Origin of the sequence: Enterococcus asini ATCC 700915 (genome assembly GCF_000407365.1) — a bacterium.
Lineage (GTDB): Bacteria > Bacillota > Bacilli > Lactobacillales > Enterococcaceae > Enterococcus_C > Enterococcus_C asini.
Map to the genome: position 1 here is coordinate 1,473,587 of NZ_ASVU01000001.1, position 17,659 is coordinate 1,491,245.

Below are 17,659 nucleotides of genomic sequence, written 5' to 3' on the forward strand. Positions count from 1 at the left end.
AGAATGCAAAATGAACCCATTGATTCAAGAATTAACCCAAGAACAATTACGTTCTGACATCCCAGCTTTCCGCCCTGGGGACACTGTCCGCGTACACGCGAAAGTTGTCGAAGGAACTCGTGAACGGATTCAGTTGTTTGAAGGCGTCGTTATCAAACGTCGTGGCGCTGGCATCAGCGAAACTTACACTGTTCGTAAAATTTCAAACGGTGTTGGTGTGGAACGTACTTTCCCATTGCACACTCCACGTGTTGCGAAAATCGAAGTAGTTCGCTACGGTAAAGTTCGTCGTGCGAAATTGTACTACTTGCGCGCTTTACACGGGAAAGCAGCTCGTATCAAAGAAATCAGAAGATAAACACGGAAAACTTCCTTGGAAATCTGAAATCTGTGAAAAGTCCTTGTATATCAAGGGCTTTTTCTTTTTTCTCTATCACAGTTTTAAGCCATTTTTGGCTGTTTTGGTTCATTTTTCACCCATATTCCCCTAAATTGTCCTAGATTGTCCGACATTGACTATCAGTGTCGTCAAAATAGGGCAAAATTTAGTAGTCAGCTTGACGACAAATATAATACGAAAAATACCAAAACATTTACCGAATTTAGCAACTTTTGAACCCAAGTTTCTCAAAGGGTCAGCTACTAGCAAAAAAGACAAAACATGTACTTTTCTACTAAAAAGTTGATGTGATAGGCTTCTATCTAAATAATTATTAGGAGTTTTTATCGTGAAGCAAAATGATGGACGTATCATTTGGAAAAATCAAAGTGATTTAAAACTGATTTTAAAAATTAATGAATTCATCGAAAAACATGGAATTAAATCTAGTCGTCAATACCAGAAGAAACTATCAGAAAATCCAAATTCTGCACCAAGTATGTGGTTTATTAAAAAAAAATATGGATCATGGGAGAATTTGTTGATTAGTATAGGACGAGAAAATACTGGTTATGGGAAATGGGCTAGAATGTCAGAACAAGAATTATTGGAAATAGTAGAATCCTTTATTAAGTGTGAGAAGATAATCTCCCAACGAATGTACGAACAAAAATCGGTAGGGAAGGATATCCCTTCACTTAGTACTGTTAAAAAGAGACTAGGAGATATACGTCCACTTTTTAAAGAAAAAAATGATAGTCCTCGATTTACTGATTTCGAACTGCTGTTAGAATTAAAAAATGAAATAATCCGATTAAAACTACAGGATGATTTATCAATGACGAAATTTCGGAAACTCGTTCAATCACCGAGGCTGCCGTCAGTTGATACAATAATGAAAAGAACAAATAAAAATTGGGAGGAATTAATGGCAGAGATAGGGTTTGATTATCGAAGAATCAAAATCTATAAACAGAGAAACAACTTATCTAAAACAAAGAAAACTAAATAGTAGCACTCTAAATCAGACGTTCAAAACTAAAAATTTGAACGTCTTTTTTATTACCCAAAAACGAAAGGAGATTTATTTTATGAAAAAGCCAAGATTTAAGAATTGGCGCTTGTTTGCGGCGTTAGCTTTATTAGGTCAAACACTTGGGGGATCAATTAGTCCAATGATTGCTTTTGCCGAGAAAATCACCCATCCACAAACGGTGACGGTTGAACTGGATTTAGCGCATCAATATGCGGTTGAAGGCACTTTTAGTGATGGTCGTCCCATGTCAGAAGTCACCGTTCCGCACTATGCTGTCTACAATGGTGTGAAACAAGATATTTTCTGTATTGAGCCAGGGGTGCCGATTTACAATGAGTACACTCCTGGATATGAGAAGAATCCATTACCAGCTATGCCCGAAAAAGCAAAGCTAGTTTCTGTCTTATGGAAGGAAGCCGGTACGGATGTGGATACCCATATTGTAGCTCAGAAGATGATCTGGCAAGAAGTCAATGGCTACACGCTACACTCCATCAAACGTTCCGATGGTAGTGCAGTAAATATCGGGGCTATTGAGGCGAAAATCAATCAGGCCGTTGCCGATTATCAAAAGAAACCTAGTTTTCATAATTCCACAGTAAAAACAGTCTTAGGTCAATCGACTACTGTGACGGATACGAATGGCTTGAATTTATCGGAGTTTGATGAAGTTGTCGAAAATACTGCAAACATTGATTATCGCGTGAGTGGCAATCAATTAGTGATTACCCCAAACGCCAATTCAAAAGAAAGCGGCGTGTTAACTTTAAAGAAATCTGCTGGTACCGGAACGCCTGTGGCTTACAAAAAAGCGGGCCAACAGACCTTGATGGCGGGGGCAATTGAGAAGCCTAATACCTACACAATCAAAATTGATGTAGAAACAAAAGGATCTTTAAAGATCAAGAAAGTTGATAAGGAATCTGGCAACGTGGTACCAGGAACGGTTTTCCATTTGGATTTTGGAAAAGTCTTACCTGAGAAGGATATCACTACGGATAAAGACGGAGTGGCAACATTGGATGAAATCCCTCATGGCACGAAAGTAACGATTACTGAAAAATCCGTCCCGGTTCCTTATACGATTGACACCACACCACTGACCGCAATCATTAAAGCCGGTGAGACCATTTCTGTGACTTCAAAAAATACTCGGGAAAAAGGACAAATCATTCTGGATAAAACCGGGATTGAGTCAGGAACAGATCTTTGGAATGAGAGTTATTCCTTAGCTGGAAACACATTTGCTATTCGCAAAGATAGCCCAACTGGTGAAATCGTTAAAGAAATCACGACTGATGAAAAAGGTCATGGGGAAACACCAAAAGAGATTGCCAATGCGTTGGAGTTAGGAACGTATTATGTGACAGAAACCAAAGCTTCCAATGGCTTCGTGAATACCTTCAAACCGGTGAAAGTCGAATTGAAATACGCCAATCAAACCGTGGCACTGGTTACTAGCAATGTAAAAGGTCAAAACCAAGAAATCACTGGCGAAACCACTTTGACAAAAGAAGACAAAGATACCGGTGAGAAAACACAAGGAAAAGCTGAATTTACAGGAGCCGAATACACCTTGTTTACTGCTAAGGATGGAAAAGTTGTTAAATGGAGTGAGGCTTTTAAACCAGAATTAGTGAAAGGAACGAAAGCTTCTGATGAAACGGTGACTTTAGCTTTAGACGAAAAGAATCAAGTGACCGTGAAGCATTTAGCCATCAATGAGTATTACTGGCAAGAAACCAAAGCACCAGAAGGCTATACCTTGGATGAAACGAAATATCCGGTATCCATCAAGAAAGTGGATGATGACGCTCAGAATGCGGTTATCACTCACGAAGTAACTGCCAAGGAACAAGTAATTCGTTTCGACTTTGATTTCTTTAAGTTTGCCGGCTCAGCTACCGGAACTACCGATACGGGCTTCAATGACTTAACCTTTAAGGTAACACCATTGGAAGGAACCAATGAAATTACAGGTGCTGAAGATGAGGAGATCACAGCCTATAATGATCAACTAGGTTTTGATGGATATGGCAAATTTGAAAATCTGCCTTATGGGGATTATTTACTAGAAGAAGTAGAAGCACCAGAAGGATTCCAAAAAATTACGCCACTAGAAATCCGTTCTACTTTTAAGGAAAACAAAGAGGATTACACCAAGAGTGAATACATTTTTACCATTACAGAAAAAGGGCAAAAACAACCGATTAAGACGGTAAAAGTCCCTTACGAGAAGCTGACTAACAAAGCATTTTCTGTTAGCTTGAACCGTTTGATGCTCTATGATTTACCTGAGGAAGAAGATATCTTGACTTCTCTTGCGACTTGGAAAAACGGAAACAAAGAATTAACTAGCTTGGAATCTACTGAATTACTCGATAAATTGAGTTATAACTTGCATGAAATCAAAGACGACTGGTATGTGGTAGCCCAAGCAATTGATGCGGAAGCCACAAAAGTTGCCCAAGAAAAAGATGAACAAGCGAAACCAGTCGTAATTGCGGAAACAACCGCAACATTGGCAAACAAAGAGAAAACAGGAACTTGGGAAATTCTGCATAAATTAACCGCCGAACAAGTTTTGGATAAAACCATCGTCTTATTCAACTATGTGTATGAAAGTAAGGAAGCTTTTGAAACGGGTGATGAGCCTGTAGCGAAGGATGCTAGTTTGAACAATCAAGCGCAAACGGTTAAGAGTGAAATGGAACGCCATGTTTCCATTCAAACCAAAGCCCACCTAGAAGATGGTTCGCAAACTTTTACTCATGGTGACGTGGTGGATATGTTTGATGATGTGTCGATTACCCATGATGTACTGGATGGCTCAAAAGAAGCTTTCGAAACAATTCTGTATGCTTTACTACCAGATGGTACAAACAAAGAAATTTGGAAATCTGGCAAGATTGATTACGAAGTGAATGACAAAGAATTTACCAAAACCGTGCTTGCAGAAAAAGTCGATACTAGTAAGTACCCAGAAGGAACTAAGTTTACCTTTGCGGAAATCAATTACGACAAAGATGGCAATATCAATGGCAAACACAATGAAGATCTGAAAGAAAAATCCCAAACCTTAACACCAAAAGAAGTTCCGACAACACCTAGTACACCAGAACAACCGGAAACACCAACTGTTCCAAGTGACTCTCAAGAATCTAGTCCCACAGTGAAGACATTCCCTCAAACTGGGGAGAAAAATTCCAATGTGCTACTGTTCATTGGGTTTACCTTGATCTTTGCGACGGCTGGGTATTATTTCTGGAATCGTCGGAACTAAGGTGATGAGATGAAACAAGTAAATCTTAAGAACCAACTTGCACGACCGCCTCCTAATAACAGTGGTCGCGCTTTTTTGTATCCAAAACTAAAACGAAAAGAGGAAAAGAATATGGAATTGAAATTTGTCGTACCAGATATGGCTGAAACGTTTGGAAAACTAACTTATGGTGGCGAAGGAGAAGTACTAACAGAAGGATACGGTCGGAATACCACCGTAATTGGTCGAAGTTATCACTTATTTTCCAGTAAACAACGAGCAGATGACATCGAAGTGGTGGTAGCAGCGGAAGCCGGGGAAAAGGATTTTGATCAAGATCAACCATTGAAGGCTGTCAATCCCCACTTAGTTGCCAAGGGCTATGAAATCGAGAACCGCGGTTTTACCGATTACGTGTTGTATGTCGATGATTTAGTGAAAGCATAGGAGGAAGAGAATATGAGATTAACAGAAGGTATTGTCGTAGATTCAGGATTAACATTTGGCAAATTGCGTTTTTCCGCATTGCGCCGGGAAGTTCGCAAACAAAATGAAGATGGAACCGTTAGTAACGAGGTGAAAGAACGGACCTATAATTTGAAATCCTCGGCTCAGGGTCGCATGATTCAAGTCAGTATTCCAGCCAATGTGCCCTTACGCGAGTTTGCCTATGATGCAGAAGTCGAATTGGTCAATCCGATTGTGGATACAGTCGCCAATTATGTTTTCCGAGAAGGAACTACCGTCAATTGGTTCATCAAAGCGGATGATTTGGTGCTAAAACGCCCGCAAAATCAAGGGACTTCTACCAATCAAAATGAGGGAAAGAAGTAGGTGAAGAGGATGGAAATTGATGTTGAACATATTTTAGATTGCCTAGATCAATATGGCAAAGGAGAATTGACTGAAAAACAACTCACGAAGGCTTTGACCTATGATGAAAAAATGTTTCTGATTATGCATCAAGGTTTACTAGAAGTAGATACCAATAGTGAAGGAGACTTTGATGTTTTAGATTGGCTGGGGGAAGAAGAGTCATTCTTCATGATTGTGGAAGTAAATGAACACTTATGTCGAGAAGCTGAATCCATCTTGGAAGACCTTGGGGTGGAGATGCCGGATGCCATTGAAGGATTTTTAAAGAAACTAGTAGAAACCAAGCAACTTCCTGTTGTGGTAAAAGATTAGGGATGATCATTGAAATTGGCTAATCAATCACATGGGCTTTTTCGGTTGGAGGTGGAAAACATCAGAATGTACAAAGGACACCATATACGAGCAGGAAATCAGCACTTGGTTTATCACTTTGTTCTTGGCTGGCTAATCACCTTATTCATCGGGTGGATGGTCATCTTTTATTTTCAAGAGCTTAGGCAACTAGATTTTTCTAGTCTATCCCTTTTCACTATTGAAATTGCCTGGTCTATGAAGGATTTAGTCTGTCTATTGGGAAGTCTAGCACTGTCAGAAAGCATGTTCTTGCTTTACATTCACTTTTTCCAAGATCATTGGCGGAGTTTGTGGCATCGACAAAAGCTAGCTCGGATGATTCTAGAAAACCATTGGTATGAAGTGAAGCAGACCCAAAGGAAGGGATTTTTCAAAGATCTTGATAGGAGTCGAACCAAAGAGACAATCAGCTATTTCCCAAAAATTTATTACCGTATGAAGGACGGTTTGCTTTCGATTCGCGTCCAAATTTCACTGGGGAAATATCAGGATCAGCTCTTGAAGTTGGAAAAAAAATTGGAAAGCGGGCTGTACTGTGAGCTGGTGGAAAAAGAACTCAAAGATTCTTATGTAGAATATACACTGCTTTACGATATGATTGCCAATCGGATTGGGATTGAAGAGGTGGTGGCAGAAAATGGGACCTTACGATTGATGAAAAATCAAGTGTGGGCCTATGATTCCTTGCCTCATATGTTAATCGCTGGCGGCACTGGTGGAGGCAAGACCTATTTCCTACTCACGATTATTCAGGCACTACTAAAATCTGAGGCAGAACTGTTTGTCCTTGATCCCAAAACTGCGGACCTGGCAGATTTAAGTACGGTGATGCCCAATGTATATTCCCAAAAGGAAGAAATTTCTGCTTGTGTAGAAGATTTCTATGAACGCATGATGGCTCGTAGTAAGTCCATGAAAGAAATGAAAAATTACAAGACAGGGGAGAATTATGCCTTTCTTGGTCTTCCGCCAAACTTTTTGATTTTTGACGAATATGTGGCTTTTATGGAAATGTTAACGACGAAGGAAAGTGCCGTGATTTTGAATAAGCTTAAACAAATCGTGATGTTAGGTCGTCAATCTGGTTTCTTTTTGATTCTGGCTTGTCAAAGACCGGATGCGAAATATCTAGGAGATGGAATTCGTGATCAGTTTAATTTTCGTGTTGCTTTGGGTCGAATGAGTGAGCTAGGGTATTCCATGATGTTTGGCGAGGTCGACAAAAACTTCTTTATGAAGCGGATTAAAGGTCGAGGGTATGTGGACACAGGAGGTAGTGTGATTAGTGAGTTTTATACACCACTTGTGCCAAAAGGGTATGATTTCTTAGATTCAATTAGTAAATTAGAAAAGATGAATGATTGAGTGACCTTCAAATACTGACTTTATACTTCAAGTAACGTATAATACTTTTATATAGTAGGAAGAAAGGGGATAATTAATATGGAAAATACTGATTCTTATTTAGAGTATGCAAAAGCAAATAAGGATAGTTTTATTTCTTATATTATCGAAGGAAAATCCCCCGAAGTTGGACGAGACGCAGTTTTTATGGCAGGGAGTCCTGGGGCTGGAAAGTCAGAGGTTGCCATTGGATTGGCTGAGAATTATGATAACCATGTGATTATTGATGCGGATTACTTTCGCACCCAGTTTCCTGATTATAATGGAAAAAACTCTAGTCTCTTTCAAAAAGCATCTTCTTGGTTAGTGGAGCAGGCATTTAGATATGTCTTAGAGCATGGCTATTCTTTTATTCTAGATGCAACTTTTGCTATATTAAGTGCTGAAAAAAATATCTCGCGGGCGTTGAAAAAGCATTTTCGAGTGACGATTTTCTACGTTTATCAAGATCCTAAAATCGCTTGGAATTTTACACAAGAACGTGAACTTGCAGAGGGACGTCATGTGCCGAAAAAGGCATTTATTAACGCTTTTTTCAAATCAAGAGAAAACATTGCAAAAGTAAAAAGTAAACATCCAGATGTGTTGCTTCATATTATTATAAAAGATTATATGAATAACATTTCTGAAGTTCATTATGCTGCGGATAACCTAGAATTATTTTTACCGCTAGGGTATAGTAGGGAAGATTTGGAGGTTCAATTACATGACTGAGAAAGAACAAGTAACAAAAATTGTAAATAAATACAATAAGAGTATTGCGGATTTATCGGAAAATGCGACTGCAAAAGAATTTAAAACGGTGATTAAGTATGTTGCCGATCAAGCTAACGAAAAACAACGAAAATTAGTTGGGCTAGATAAAAAATAGTAAGACAAATTAATAACTTAGAAGCCAAGAGCGAAAATGTTCTTGGCTTTTTTCTTTGCAATGAATGAGGTGATTTATGACATTTTTAGATTTATTCGCCGGGATTGGTGGCTTTCGCTTAGGGATGGAACAAGCGGGCCACCAGTGTATCGGTTTTTGTGAAATTGATGAATTTGCTCGACGGAGTTATAAGGCAATTCATGATACAAGTAAGGAGGTGGAAATGCATGACATCACAAGTGTATCAGACGAGTTTGTTCGATCACTCGGACCAGTGGACATCCTTTGCGGCGGATTTCCGTGCCAAGCTTTTTCAATTGCGGGAAAGCGGCAAGGATTTTCCGATACTCGAGGTACTCTCTTCTTTGAAATTGCTCGGTTCGCCGCTCTTCTCCAACCTAAGTTTTTATTCCTTGAGAACGTCCGGGGATTGCTCAATCACGAAGGAGGGGCTATGTTCGAGACGATCCTCCGAACGCTGGATGGATTGGGGTATGATGTGGAATGGTAGGTGCTTAACTCAAAGGCCTACGTTCCCCAAAGTCGCGAGCGGGTCTTCCTTATCGGACATTCTCGAGACGCATGTACCGAACAAGTATTTCCTATCATTGGATCGTCTACAACATCTGATCAAAACATCAGAAACTTGGTAAATATCAATCCTTCCAATCGTGGAATGGGTGGACAAATCTATGGGCCAGATGGCGTGGCACCAACCTTAACAGGAGATGAAGGAATCAAAATCGCATTGCCTGCAAATGAGGGGATTTCTGTGGTGGGTATATTACCGGGAAATTTTGAACAAGGCAATCGGGTTTATGAAGTAACTGGAACGGCCCTACTTTGTCAACAAAACAAGGTGGAACGAAAATTATGATTCGGAAAAATGAAACTGAATACCAAGAAGTAAAGCCAGGGGATAGTGTGAACCTGGCTTTTCCTAATTCCACAAGTCGCCGGGGGCGTCTTGGGAAACAAAGTGTGCATACCTTATTAACAGGAGACCAACAAGCAGTCGTCACGGATCAGTATCGAATTCGCAAGCTTACGCCAAGAGAGTGCTGGCGGCTTCAAGGCTTTCCTGATTGGGCTTTTGACCGGGCATCTCAAGTCAATTCAGATAGTCAGTTGTATAAGCAGGCCGGAAACTCTGTAACAGTTCCGGTCATTTTGGATATTGCCAGAAGATTAAAGGAGGTGGAGAGGCATGATTTATGATGAGTTGATTGGGGAAATCTATTGGGTTATCGGCAAAATTAAGTCAGATCCGGAACTAGAAGAAGAATTGCGCCGGCTCAATTTTGATATTTGCAAAAATGGGGTGAAAGTCCCTGGTGATTCATATGTAATGGACGAGGAAACCGATGCTCGAATTGAGCTGAATCAAGTCATCAGTGAATTGGAACGGATTGCGGATCATGCAAAAGAACCGAATATCCGTCAAGACTTGTTTGAGATTAAGGCGGAGTTGGAAATTGGGGGCATTGCCGAGGAGTAACCGCCAAATAAACCACTGATAGGCGCTGACCACGGGGGATTTGCGAAGCAGAAATCCTCCGTGGTGCTGTGCCTGTTCATGGTCGGCGCTAGCCGGCCATGATGTCTCACCCCCCGTATCTAACAGGGGGGTACAAAAACATAAAAAATAAGCAAGCAACGATTAAGAATTGTTGTTGTATCAAGGAAATTTAGCTATTTCATTAAGTGTGAAGTATTCGTCAATTACTTCACACTTTTATTTAGGAGGTGATTATTTGGCGAAAAGAAATTTGAGCAAGGAAATGCTGAAAGAAAAGCGTAAGAATTATAAGATTTCACAGAACAAATTAGCTGTCGCATGTAATTTGACCCGAGAATATATTAACAAAATTGAATCAGGTCTATTTATACCATCAGAAAAGACCATGAGAAAAATTTTTGACCAACTGGAAAGTTTTAATCCCGATTTGCCTTTGACGTTACTATTTGATTATGTAAGGATTCGATTTCCCACAACGGACGTGCGTAAAATCATTCAAGAGATTCTCCATTTGAAATTTGACTATATGCTTCATGAGGATTATGCCTTTTACTCCTATCAGGAACAATATGTCATGGGGGATATTGTGGTGATGCTTTCTCATGAGGAAGACAAAGGCGTGCTATTGGAACTAAAGGGGAGAGGTTGTCGACAGTTTGAAACTTTTTTACTCGCTCAAAAGCGTAGCTGGTACGACTTTTTCGAAGATTGTCTAAAGGCCGGTGGCGTGATGAAACGGCTGGACTTAGCAATCAATGATCGAGTTGGCTTGTTGGATATTCCTGATTTAACGAAAAAATGTCAGAAGGAAGAATGTATTTCCTTGTTCCGGACATTTAAAAGTTATCGTTCTGGGGAGCTTTTGAAACCTGATGAAAAGGATGGTATGGGCAATACCTTGTATATTGGAAGCCTCAAGAGTGAGGTTTATTTTTGTTTGTACGAAAAAGATTATGAGCAATATATCAAGCTTGGAATTCCTTTAGACCAGACGGAAACGAAGAACCGCTTTGAGATTCGGTTGAAAAATGATCGTGCTTATTATGCGATTCAAGATTTGTTAAAAGGTCGTAGCATTGAAAGTACCACCTTTTCCATTATCAATCGTTACTTGCGATTTGCCGATAAGGTGGAAGGCAAACGGCGAACCAATTGGCCCTTGAATGAACAATGGGGTCGCTTTATTGGACGGAATCGCAAGGAAATTCAATTAACTTCTGAGCCGAAACCGTACACGATTGAACGAACCTTAAATTGGCTTGGCCGACAAGTTGCACCTACGTGGAAGATGGCCAAGGAGTTGGATCGTTTGAATCAGACAGCGCATATCCAGAATATGGTAAATAATGCGAGACTCTCAGACCGACATAAAAAGATTTTGGAACAGCAGAGTATGGCAGTCGAAAACTTGATTATATGAAAAGAGGAATTGTGATGGGAATTGTAAAAGATATTTTATTGGTATTTGGTGGCAGTCTGCTTGGTGTTACTGTGATGTGCCTAATGCATGCAAGTGCAGTAGCAGACCGGGCAATGGAAAAGAAAGGAAAGTGACAAGATGAATTTCGGACAAAATTTATATCAATGGTTTTTAACCAATGCCCAATCCTTAGTCTTACTGGCGATTGTGGTCATTGGTTTGTTTTTAGGATTTAAGCGAGAGTTTTCCAAATTGATTGGCTTCTTGGTGATTGCCTTGATTGCGGTAGGGTTAGTCTTTAATGCTTCTGGCGTGAAAGATGTCTTACTCAATTTGTTTAACCGAATTGTCGGTGCGTAAGGGGGAATCACTATGGAACAGATGCGTGTTTATGTTGTGAACCTTGGGAAATATAACGAAGGTGAGTTGGTGGGGGCGTGGTTTACCCCACCTGTCGATTTTGATGAAGTGAAAGAACGGATTGGATTGAATGACGAATACGAAGAGTACGCAATTCATGATTATGAACTGCCTTTTGAGATTGATGAGTATACACCAATTGAAGAGATTAATCGGTTGTGTGAATTGGCAGAGGAACTAGAAGGAACGCTGATTGGTGAAGTTGCTTCTGAGATTCAACATGCCTTCTTCAGTTCTTTCGAAGAAATGGTAGAGCATGTGGATGATATTATCTATTATCCCGATTGTAATGACATGAGTGATGTCGCTTATTATTTGATTGAAGACACGGGTGCACTTGGTGAAGTGCCAGCTCATCTACAAAATTATATTGACTATGAAGCATATGGTCGAGATTTGGAGATAGGAGGGAATTATTTGGTTACGAGTCGTGGGGTTTTTGAGTATGCAATATAAAAATATACGCCATTCAATTTGAATGGCGTATATCTCAATTTATTAATGGAAGTTTATCAGTGTTAGAAAGTGCCCAAACAATTGCGTTACCAGCTAAAGTAACAACTCTTGGATGCTTTTCGAGAAACTCAGAAAATCGTTCTAAAACGTTAGGTTTAAAATCTTTTGTTTCTACGATTTCGATAAGTTCTCTGCCCACTCGTTGATCTTCAGGTGGTAAAGCATCAATATATTCTTTTAATTCATCAAGAGAAGTATTCCAGTTGTTTGTGACAGTATTATTGTTTCCAAATGTTGCTCCTCTATAGTCACCTGAAGAGTTAAAGTTAAAGGTATTTGTTGTCTGAATCGACTGACTATTTTTTTCTGAAGGATGAATTTTCTCAGCTCCAGGTTCTGTTAGTTCGACGTCATCAGTCCAAATTATGGGAGTCATTTTGGTTTTTGTTATAGATGCTCCTCGGATATAGCCAGACTTTGTTGCACTTTCCAATAATGATGCAAATTCTTGTTGGGACAGCTCCAATAAGTCTGATGTAACAGTAGTTCCGTCATAAACGAAATTTAGAAGTTGATTTAACTTTTTTTCTTTGGTTAGATAATCCATACTAAACTCCTCTGTTAAGTATTATTAGTTGTGTTATTACTACCGAAACTTGCACCTTTTTGATCCCCACCATAGATATTGTAGATGTTACTAATGCTTGCATCGGATGAGTCGTTTTTGGGATAGGGAGTATCTAATACATCGTATCCTTCTGTAGTAATCCTTGCAAATTGTGATAAAAAGAGATGAGGTTTGTTACTAGCATATTTAATAGCAATTCCTTTAACGAAATTTGGTTCTATGATATTTGGTGTTGTTACTCAAAACGAGTAAGGACACCAAATATTTTTTTATAACAAAAAGACATTTGATTCCTCTATAATTAAGTCGCTGAACCACTTATAGAAGGAGAATTCAAATGTCTTTACCTAAGAATATCAAAATAAAAGATGAAAATACAGACCAGATGATCAAAGAACTGTTAAATATCGAAGATTCAAACATCGCTTTTCCCAAAGATACGCTAACCAAAGAGTGGGGCCATGGCCGAATGGCCAATGCCTTTACGGGAATATTGACTTATAAACCGCACCACTGCGAACTGTGCGGCTTTGAAACAGTGATTTATCATTCGTATAAAGAGAGCTTGATCCAGCTGATTCCTTATCAAGAAGTTCCTTCTTATCTTCGTTTATTCAAGCAGCGCTTTTATTGTAAACATTGTCGACACACATTTACAGCCAAAACTGATTATGTCGCTGAAAACTGCTATCTTTCGCAACCATTGAAATTTGCGATCGCTATTGATTTAAAGAAGAAAATCTCCATGAAAGATATTGCGGCTCGATACTTTGTATCGACCAAAACGGTCGAACGCGTACTAGACTCTTTCTTTGAAGAACCACAGTTAAAACCTGCTTACTTATCGAAACATTTGATGATTGATGAATTCAAAGGAACCAAAGATTGTGAAGGCGCGATGTGCTTTATTCTCAGTGATGCCGACACTGGAATGATTTTTGATATTTTAGATGATCGGAGAAATTTTAAATTGACCGCCTATTTCCAACGCTTCACCCTAAAAGCAAGGCAAAATGTGACTCATATCGTAATGGATATGAATGCTTCTTATCACGTAGTGACACGAGCTCTTTTTCCGAATGCCTGTGTATCGATCGACCGGTTCCACATAGTCCAACAATTGACTCGTGCCTTCAATAAGCAACGAATCCAAACCATGAACCGGTTAAAGAAAAACAATCCTAAAGCAATGAAAGATTATCGTAAATTAAAAAAATACTGGCGAACGATCTTGAAGAAAGAAACAAAAATCAACTATACTTCTCTTCGACAATTTCCGCTTTTCCAACGGAAATACGTGACCGAATCAGACGTCCTAGACTATCTGCTCTCAATCGATAAGCACTTACATGAAAGTTATGAAGTCTATCAGGAATTGTTGGCTGCTTTGGAAACAAAAGATTTTACTGCCTTCTTCGAGTTGATCGACACATTACCAGTATCATTGGATAAAGGATTTAAAAAAGCGATTCTTTCGTTAAACAAATATAAAAAAGGCATCATCAATGCTTTGAAATATCCCTATTCTAACGGCAAATTGGAAGGGAAAAACAATTTAATCAAGGTCATTAAACGCATCGCGTTTGGCTTTCGGACGTTTCGACATCTGCGTATGCGAGTCTTGATTCAACAAAATCTCTGTGAGATTATTTAATAACGAAAAAAGAGGAAACGTCGAAACGTTTCCTCAAGGTGATTTAATTAAAACAACACTATTTGACAATGAGCCCGAAATTTGAATCAATAGCATATTTAATTAAGTCGTAGTAGTCAATTTCTCGAACACGTTTGTTTGGAGTTCTTAAATCATCGTCTTGATCATCTAATCGTTTGAGAAATATCTGGAGTTGCTTATATCGATTCTCACGATTCATTTTAATAGGTTTATTCGATTCACTAATTTGCTCAATAAAGGCATATCCTTTATCTGTGATTATTGCCTGACTAGCATCTATATTTGGACCGCTGTAATAATGTTCGATTTTTAAATTATGAACTAATCCTTTAGAAATAATATACTTATAAAGCTCTGCGTCTGATTCTGAGATATCAGCATTTGTGAGTATATCTGCTTCATTTTGGATTTTCAATAATAGCTCATACAATTTAAGATTAAGTTCTTCTTGTTTCAAACCGATCTACCTCCTAACTGCCTTTAATTATAACAGAATTTTCAACATGGATAATAATATATTTGGAGATGAGTCAATGAAAAAAATAAAAAGCTACACCAGTATTTGGGCAGTTGAAAAAGTCATTTACGCAATCAATGACTTTCAGTTGCCTTTTCCTGTGACCTTTAACCAGATGGCTTGGTTTGTTTTATCCTTGCTGTTTGTCATCGTATTTGCCCATATGCCTCCGCTATCCATGATAGAGGGGGCCTTTTTAAAATACTTGGGCATACCGGTGGCGGTCACGTGGTTTATGTCGCAAAAGACCTTTGACGGCAAGAAACCATTGGGATTTCTACGATCCTTTATCAGTTATCACTTGCGGTTTAAAGTCACGTTTGCAGGAAAGAAAGTCAAAGAACAGAAGAAACGATGGGACGAGCCTGTCACTTTAGTGAGGAGTGTGAACTATGTACCCGATTAAGTATATCGAAAACAATCTTGTGTTTAACCAAGAAGGAGAGTGTTTTGCCTACTATGAATTAGTTCCTTACAATTACTCCTTTTTATCTCCTGAACAAAAATATCAAGTACACGACAACTTTCGCCAATTGATTGCCCAGAATCGTGAGGGCAAGATCCATGCCTTACAAATTGCCACAGAAAGTAGTATTCGGGCCACGCAAGAACGATCGAAGAAAGAGATTACCGGGCGACTCAAAGAAGTTGCATTACAACGAATTGATTTACAGACAGATGCATTAGTATCTATGATTGGCGATAGTCAGATTGATTATCGCTTTTTTATTGGCTTCAAACTGATTGCGACGGATGAAGAGGTCAATCTAAAAAGTCTCAAAAAATCTTTCTTTTCTGGGATTCAAGAATTTGTCTATGGGGTGAATCATCATTTGATGGGGGATTTTGTTTCTTTATCCAATGAAGAAATTCGCCGGTATACTAAGCTTGAAAAATTAATGGAAAGTAAATTAGCTCGGAGATTTAAAGTCAGACGAGTCACACCGAGTGATCTGACTTACTTGATTGAACATATCTATGGTGAAAAAGGTACACCATTTGAAGAATATGAATTTCAGCTGCCAAAGAAAAAGCTGAAATCAGAAACGCTGGTGAAACGTTATGACTTATTACGTCCCAGTCGTTGTTTGATTGAAGAAAAGTCCCGGTACTTACGGATTGAACATGAAAATCACGAGTCTTATGTCGCGTATCTAACAATCAACACGATTGTGGGAGAGATGGAATTTCCTTCCTCGGAACTTTTTTATTACCAGCAACAACAATTCACGTTTCCTATCGACACGAGTATGAATGTAGAGATTGTCACCAATAAAAAGGCACTTGCCACCGTTCGCAACAAGAAAAAGGAACTGAAAGACTTAGACAACCATGCCTATCAATCCGACAATGAGACCAATTCGAATGTTTTGGACGCTTTGGATTCAGTAGATGAACTAGAAACCACCTTGGATCAGTCCAAGGAATCCATGTACAAATTGAGCTATGTGGTTCGAGTGAGTGCAGAATCAGTTGATGAACTAAAACGCTGCTGTGACGAAGTCTTGGATTTTTATGACGATACCAATGTAAAACTAGTCCGGCCCTTTGGCGATATGATGGGTCTACATGAAGAATTCTTACCTTCTAGTAAGCGATATATGAATGACTATATCCAATATGTTACGTCTGATTTTTTAGCAGGACTTGGTTTTGGCGCCACTCAAATGTTAGGAGAATTGGAAGGCATTTACTTTGGTTACAATGTAGATACGGGGCGCAATGTTTATCTAAAACCGGCATTGGCTTCACAAGGGGTAAAGGGGTCAGTTACCAATGCACTTGCCGCAGCTTTTCTTGGTTCTCTTGGTGGAGGTAAATCCTTTAGTAATAATCTCTTAGTCTATTATGCTGTCCTTTTTGGTGGTCAAGCTGTGATTGTCGATCCAAAAGGGGAACGTGGTGGATGGAAAGAAACCTTGCCAGAAATTGCGGATGAAATTAATATTCTCAACTTGACTAGTAAGCCAGAAAATCAAGGCTTACTTGATCCCTATGTCATCATGAAGAAAAAGAAAGACTCAGAAAGTCTAGCGATTGATATCCTGACTTTTTTAACAGGAATTTCTAGTCGGGATGGGGAGAAGTTTCCTGTTTTGCGCAAAGCCATTCGAACCGTTACTCAAAGTGATCAACGAGGGTTACTACAAGTTATTAATGAGCTTCGAAAAGAGGGCTCAACAGTTGCGGAAAATATCGCCGATCATATCGAGTCCTTTACCGATTATGATTTTGCTCATTTGCTTTTCTCAGATGGTTCGATTACCCAGTCGATTAGTTTAGATAAACAGTTAAATATCATTCAAGTAGCGGATTTAGTTTTACCAGATGCAGAAACCACTTTTGAAGAATATACCACCATGGAGTTGCTTAGTGTTTCTATGCTAATCGTCATTTCCACTTTTGCTTTGGACTTCATCCATAGCAACCGAGAAATTTTCAAGATAGTGGACTTGGATGAGGCGTGGAGTTTTCTTCAAGTGGCACAAGGAAAAACATTATCGAATAAGCTCGTTCGTGCTGGGCGGGCCATGAATGCCGGAGTTTATTTTGTTACGCAAAATAGTGATGATTTACTGGATGAACGCTTGAAGAATAATATCGGGTTGAAGTTTGCGTTTCGCAGTACCGATATTCATGAAATCAAGAAAACCTTGGAATTCTTTGGCTTGGATCGAGAAGATGAAAGCAATCAAAAACGCCTGAGAGATTTGGAAAACGGTCAGTGTTTAATGCAAGATTTGTATGGGCGAGTAGGTGTGGTTCAAGTTCATCCAGTCTTTGAAGAACTCTTCCATGCTTTTGATACCCGTCCACCTATTCATGAGAGAATGGAGTGAGG

19 protein-coding genes and 1 pseudogene are annotated in these 17,659 nt (G+C 39.2%); 18 read left to right on the forward strand and 2 right to left on the reverse strand.

Annotated features, from left to right (window positions below; translation table 11 throughout):
* Positions 1 to 10 precede the first annotated feature (10 nt).
* The 15 genes and pseudogenes from rplS to I579_RS07210 all read left to right on the forward strand — a co-directional run bounded on the left by rplS (position 11) and on the right by I579_RS07210 (position 11,997).
* Positions 11 to 358 carry a 50S ribosomal protein L19 gene (gene rplS, locus I579_RS07145; RefSeq protein WP_010754280.1) on the forward strand — a complete coding sequence of 116 codons (348 nt, stop codon included), beginning with the start codon at positions 11 to 13 and terminating at the stop codon, positions 356 to 358.
* A 370-nt stretch (positions 359 to 728) separates the two neighbouring features.
* Entirely contained in the window at positions 729 to 1,391 is a 663-nt protein-coding gene (locus I579_RS07150) for a hypothetical protein (protein ID WP_010754279.1), read from the forward strand.
* Between the two features lie 79 nt (positions 1,392 to 1,470).
* Entirely contained in the window at positions 1,471 to 4,698 is a 3,228-nt protein-coding gene (fss3, locus tag I579_RS07155; protein WP_010754278.1) for a fibrinogen-binding MSCRAMM adhesin Fss3, read from the forward strand.
* Positions 4,699 to 4,809: 111 nt separating this feature from the next.
* Entirely contained in the window at positions 4,810 to 5,124 is a 315-nt protein-coding gene (locus tag I579_RS07160) for a YdcP family protein (RefSeq protein WP_010754277.1), read from the forward strand.
* 12 nt (positions 5,125 to 5,136) lie between these two features.
* Entirely contained in the window at positions 5,137 to 5,511 is a 375-nt protein-coding gene (locus tag I579_RS07165; RefSeq protein WP_010754276.1) for a YdcP family protein, read from the forward strand.
* Between the two features lie 9 nt (positions 5,512 to 5,520).
* Positions 5,521 to 5,865: a hypothetical protein gene (locus I579_RS07170; protein WP_010754275.1), complete on the forward strand. Its 345-nt coding sequence runs from the start codon at positions 5,521 to 5,523 to the stop codon at positions 5,863 to 5,865.
* Between the two features lie 66 nt (positions 5,866 to 5,931).
* Entirely contained in the window at positions 5,932 to 7,272 is a 1,341-nt protein-coding gene (locus I579_RS07175) for an FtsK/SpoIIIE domain-containing protein (protein WP_010754274.1), read from the forward strand.
* 78 nt (positions 7,273 to 7,350) lie between these two features.
* Positions 7,351 to 8,025, forward strand: coding sequence for a zeta toxin family protein (locus I579_RS07180; protein ID WP_010754273.1), 675 nt, complete (start codon positions 7,351 to 7,353; stop codon positions 8,023 to 8,025).
* A complete protein-coding gene (locus tag I579_RS12895) occupies positions 8,018 to 8,182 on the forward strand; it encodes a hypothetical protein (RefSeq protein ID WP_010754272.1) in 165 nt (54 codons plus the stop codon). The genes I579_RS07180 and I579_RS12895 overlap by 8 nt, the downstream gene beginning before the upstream one ends.
* A 76-nt stretch (positions 8,183 to 8,258) precedes the next feature.
* Positions 8,259 to 9,400, forward strand: a pseudogene (gene dcm, locus I579_RS12930) (DNA (cytosine-5-)-methyltransferase).
* Positions 9,390 to 9,680: a hypothetical protein gene (locus I579_RS07195; RefSeq protein ID WP_010754268.1), complete on the forward strand. Its 291-nt coding sequence runs from the start codon at positions 9,390 to 9,392 to the stop codon at positions 9,678 to 9,680. The pseudogene dcm and the gene I579_RS07195 overlap by 11 nt, the downstream one beginning before the upstream one ends.
* 256 nt (positions 9,681 to 9,936) lie before the next feature.
* Positions 9,937 to 11,121 (forward strand): MobT family relaxase, encoded by a 1,185-nt coding sequence (gene mobT, locus I579_RS07200; protein ID WP_010754267.1) that lies wholly within the window; start codon positions 9,937 to 9,939, stop codon positions 11,119 to 11,121.
* Positions 11,118 to 11,255 (forward strand): DUF3789 domain-containing protein, encoded by a 138-nt coding sequence (locus I579_RS12685; RefSeq protein ID WP_143139896.1) that lies wholly within the window; start codon positions 11,118 to 11,120, stop codon positions 11,253 to 11,255. The genes mobT and I579_RS12685 overlap by 4 nt, the downstream gene beginning before the upstream one ends.
* A 4-nt stretch (positions 11,256 to 11,259) precedes the next feature.
* A complete protein-coding gene (locus I579_RS07205; RefSeq protein ID WP_002298822.1) occupies positions 11,260 to 11,481 on the forward strand; it encodes a hypothetical protein in 222 nt (73 codons plus the stop codon).
* A 12-nt stretch (positions 11,482 to 11,493) separates the two neighbouring features.
* Entirely contained in the window at positions 11,494 to 11,997 is a 504-nt protein-coding gene (locus tag I579_RS07210; RefSeq protein WP_010754265.1) for an antirestriction protein ArdA, read from the forward strand.
* 34 nt (positions 11,998 to 12,031) lie between these two features.
* On the opposite strand, the gene I579_RS07215 is transcribed toward I579_RS07210, so the two are convergent.
* Positions 12,032 to 12,604, reverse strand: coding sequence for a hypothetical protein (locus I579_RS07215; RefSeq protein WP_010754264.1), 573 nt, complete (start codon positions 12,602 to 12,604; stop codon positions 12,032 to 12,034).
* 358 nt (positions 12,605 to 12,962) lie between these two features.
* On the opposite strand from I579_RS07215, the gene I579_RS07220 reads away from it, so the two are divergent.
* Complete coding sequence (locus tag I579_RS07220; protein WP_010754263.1) at positions 12,963 to 14,279, forward strand: ISL3 family transposase; 1,317 nt, start codon at positions 12,963 to 12,965, stop codon at positions 14,277 to 14,279.
* 58 nt (positions 14,280 to 14,337) lie between these two features.
* Here the strand turns inward: I579_RS07220 and I579_RS07225 are convergent, their stop codons facing one another.
* On the reverse strand, positions 14,338 to 14,757 hold the full coding sequence (locus I579_RS07225) for a hypothetical protein (protein WP_010754262.1): 420 nt from the start codon (positions 14,755 to 14,757) through the stop codon (positions 14,338 to 14,340).
* Between the two features lie 76 nt (positions 14,758 to 14,833).
* Here I579_RS07225 and I579_RS07230 point away from each other — a divergent pair, with 76 nt between their 5' ends.
* Positions 14,834 to 15,223 (forward strand): conjugal transfer protein, encoded by a 390-nt coding sequence (locus I579_RS07230; protein WP_010754261.1) that lies wholly within the window; start codon positions 14,834 to 14,836, stop codon positions 15,221 to 15,223.
* Positions 15,210 to 17,657 carry a conjugal transfer ATPase TcpF gene (tcpF, locus tag I579_RS07235; RefSeq protein ID WP_010754260.1) on the forward strand — a complete coding sequence of 816 codons (2,448 nt, stop codon included), beginning with the start codon at positions 15,210 to 15,212 and terminating at the stop codon, positions 17,655 to 17,657. Before I579_RS07230 ends, tcpF begins: the two co-directional genes overlap by 14 nt.
* The last annotated feature ends 2 nt before the right edge of the window (positions 17,658 to 17,659 follow it).

Coding starts and splice junctions, on each gene's coding strand:
- I579_RS07180 (WP_010754273.1), top strand. CDS start 7,351: ATGGAAAATACTGATTCTTATTTAGAGTATGCAAAAGCAAATAAGGAT.
- I579_RS12685 (WP_143139896.1), top strand. CDS start 11,118: ATGAAAAGAGGAATTGTGATGGGAATTGTAAAAGATATTTTATTGGTA.
- I579_RS07205 (WP_002298822.1), top strand. CDS start 11,260: ATGAATTTCGGACAAAATTTATATCAATGGTTTTTAACCAATGCCCAA.
- I579_RS07170 (WP_010754275.1), top strand. CDS start 5,521: ATGGAAATTGATGTTGAACATATTTTAGATTGCCTAGATCAATATGGC.
- I579_RS07215 (WP_010754264.1), bottom strand. CDS start 12,604: ATGGATTATCTAACCAAAGAAAAAAAGTTAAATCAACTTCTAAATTTC.
- I579_RS07195 (WP_010754268.1), top strand. CDS start 9,390: ATGATTTATGATGAGTTGATTGGGGAAATCTATTGGGTTATCGGCAAA.
- I579_RS07220 (WP_010754263.1), top strand. CDS start 12,963: ATGTCTTTACCTAAGAATATCAAAATAAAAGATGAAAATACAGACCAG.
- I579_RS07230 (WP_010754261.1), top strand. CDS start 14,834: ATGAAAAAAATAAAAAGCTACACCAGTATTTGGGCAGTTGAAAAAGTC.
- I579_RS07175 (WP_010754274.1), top strand. CDS start 5,932: ATGTACAAAGGACACCATATACGAGCAGGAAATCAGCACTTGGTTTAT.
- I579_RS12895 (WP_010754272.1), top strand. CDS start 8,018: ATGACTGAGAAAGAACAAGTAACAAAAATTGTAAATAAATACAATAAG.
- fss3 (WP_010754278.1), top strand. CDS start 1,471: ATGAAAAAGCCAAGATTTAAGAATTGGCGCTTGTTTGCGGCGTTAGCT.
- rplS (WP_010754280.1), top strand. CDS start 11: ATGAACCCATTGATTCAAGAATTAACCCAAGAACAATTACGTTCTGAC.
- I579_RS07210 (WP_010754265.1), top strand. CDS start 11,494: ATGGAACAGATGCGTGTTTATGTTGTGAACCTTGGGAAATATAACGAA.
- I579_RS07165 (WP_010754276.1), top strand. CDS start 5,137: ATGAGATTAACAGAAGGTATTGTCGTAGATTCAGGATTAACATTTGGC.
- I579_RS07160 (WP_010754277.1), top strand. CDS start 4,810: ATGGAATTGAAATTTGTCGTACCAGATATGGCTGAAACGTTTGGAAAA.
- tcpF (WP_010754260.1), top strand. CDS start 15,210: ATGTACCCGATTAAGTATATCGAAAACAATCTTGTGTTTAACCAAGAA.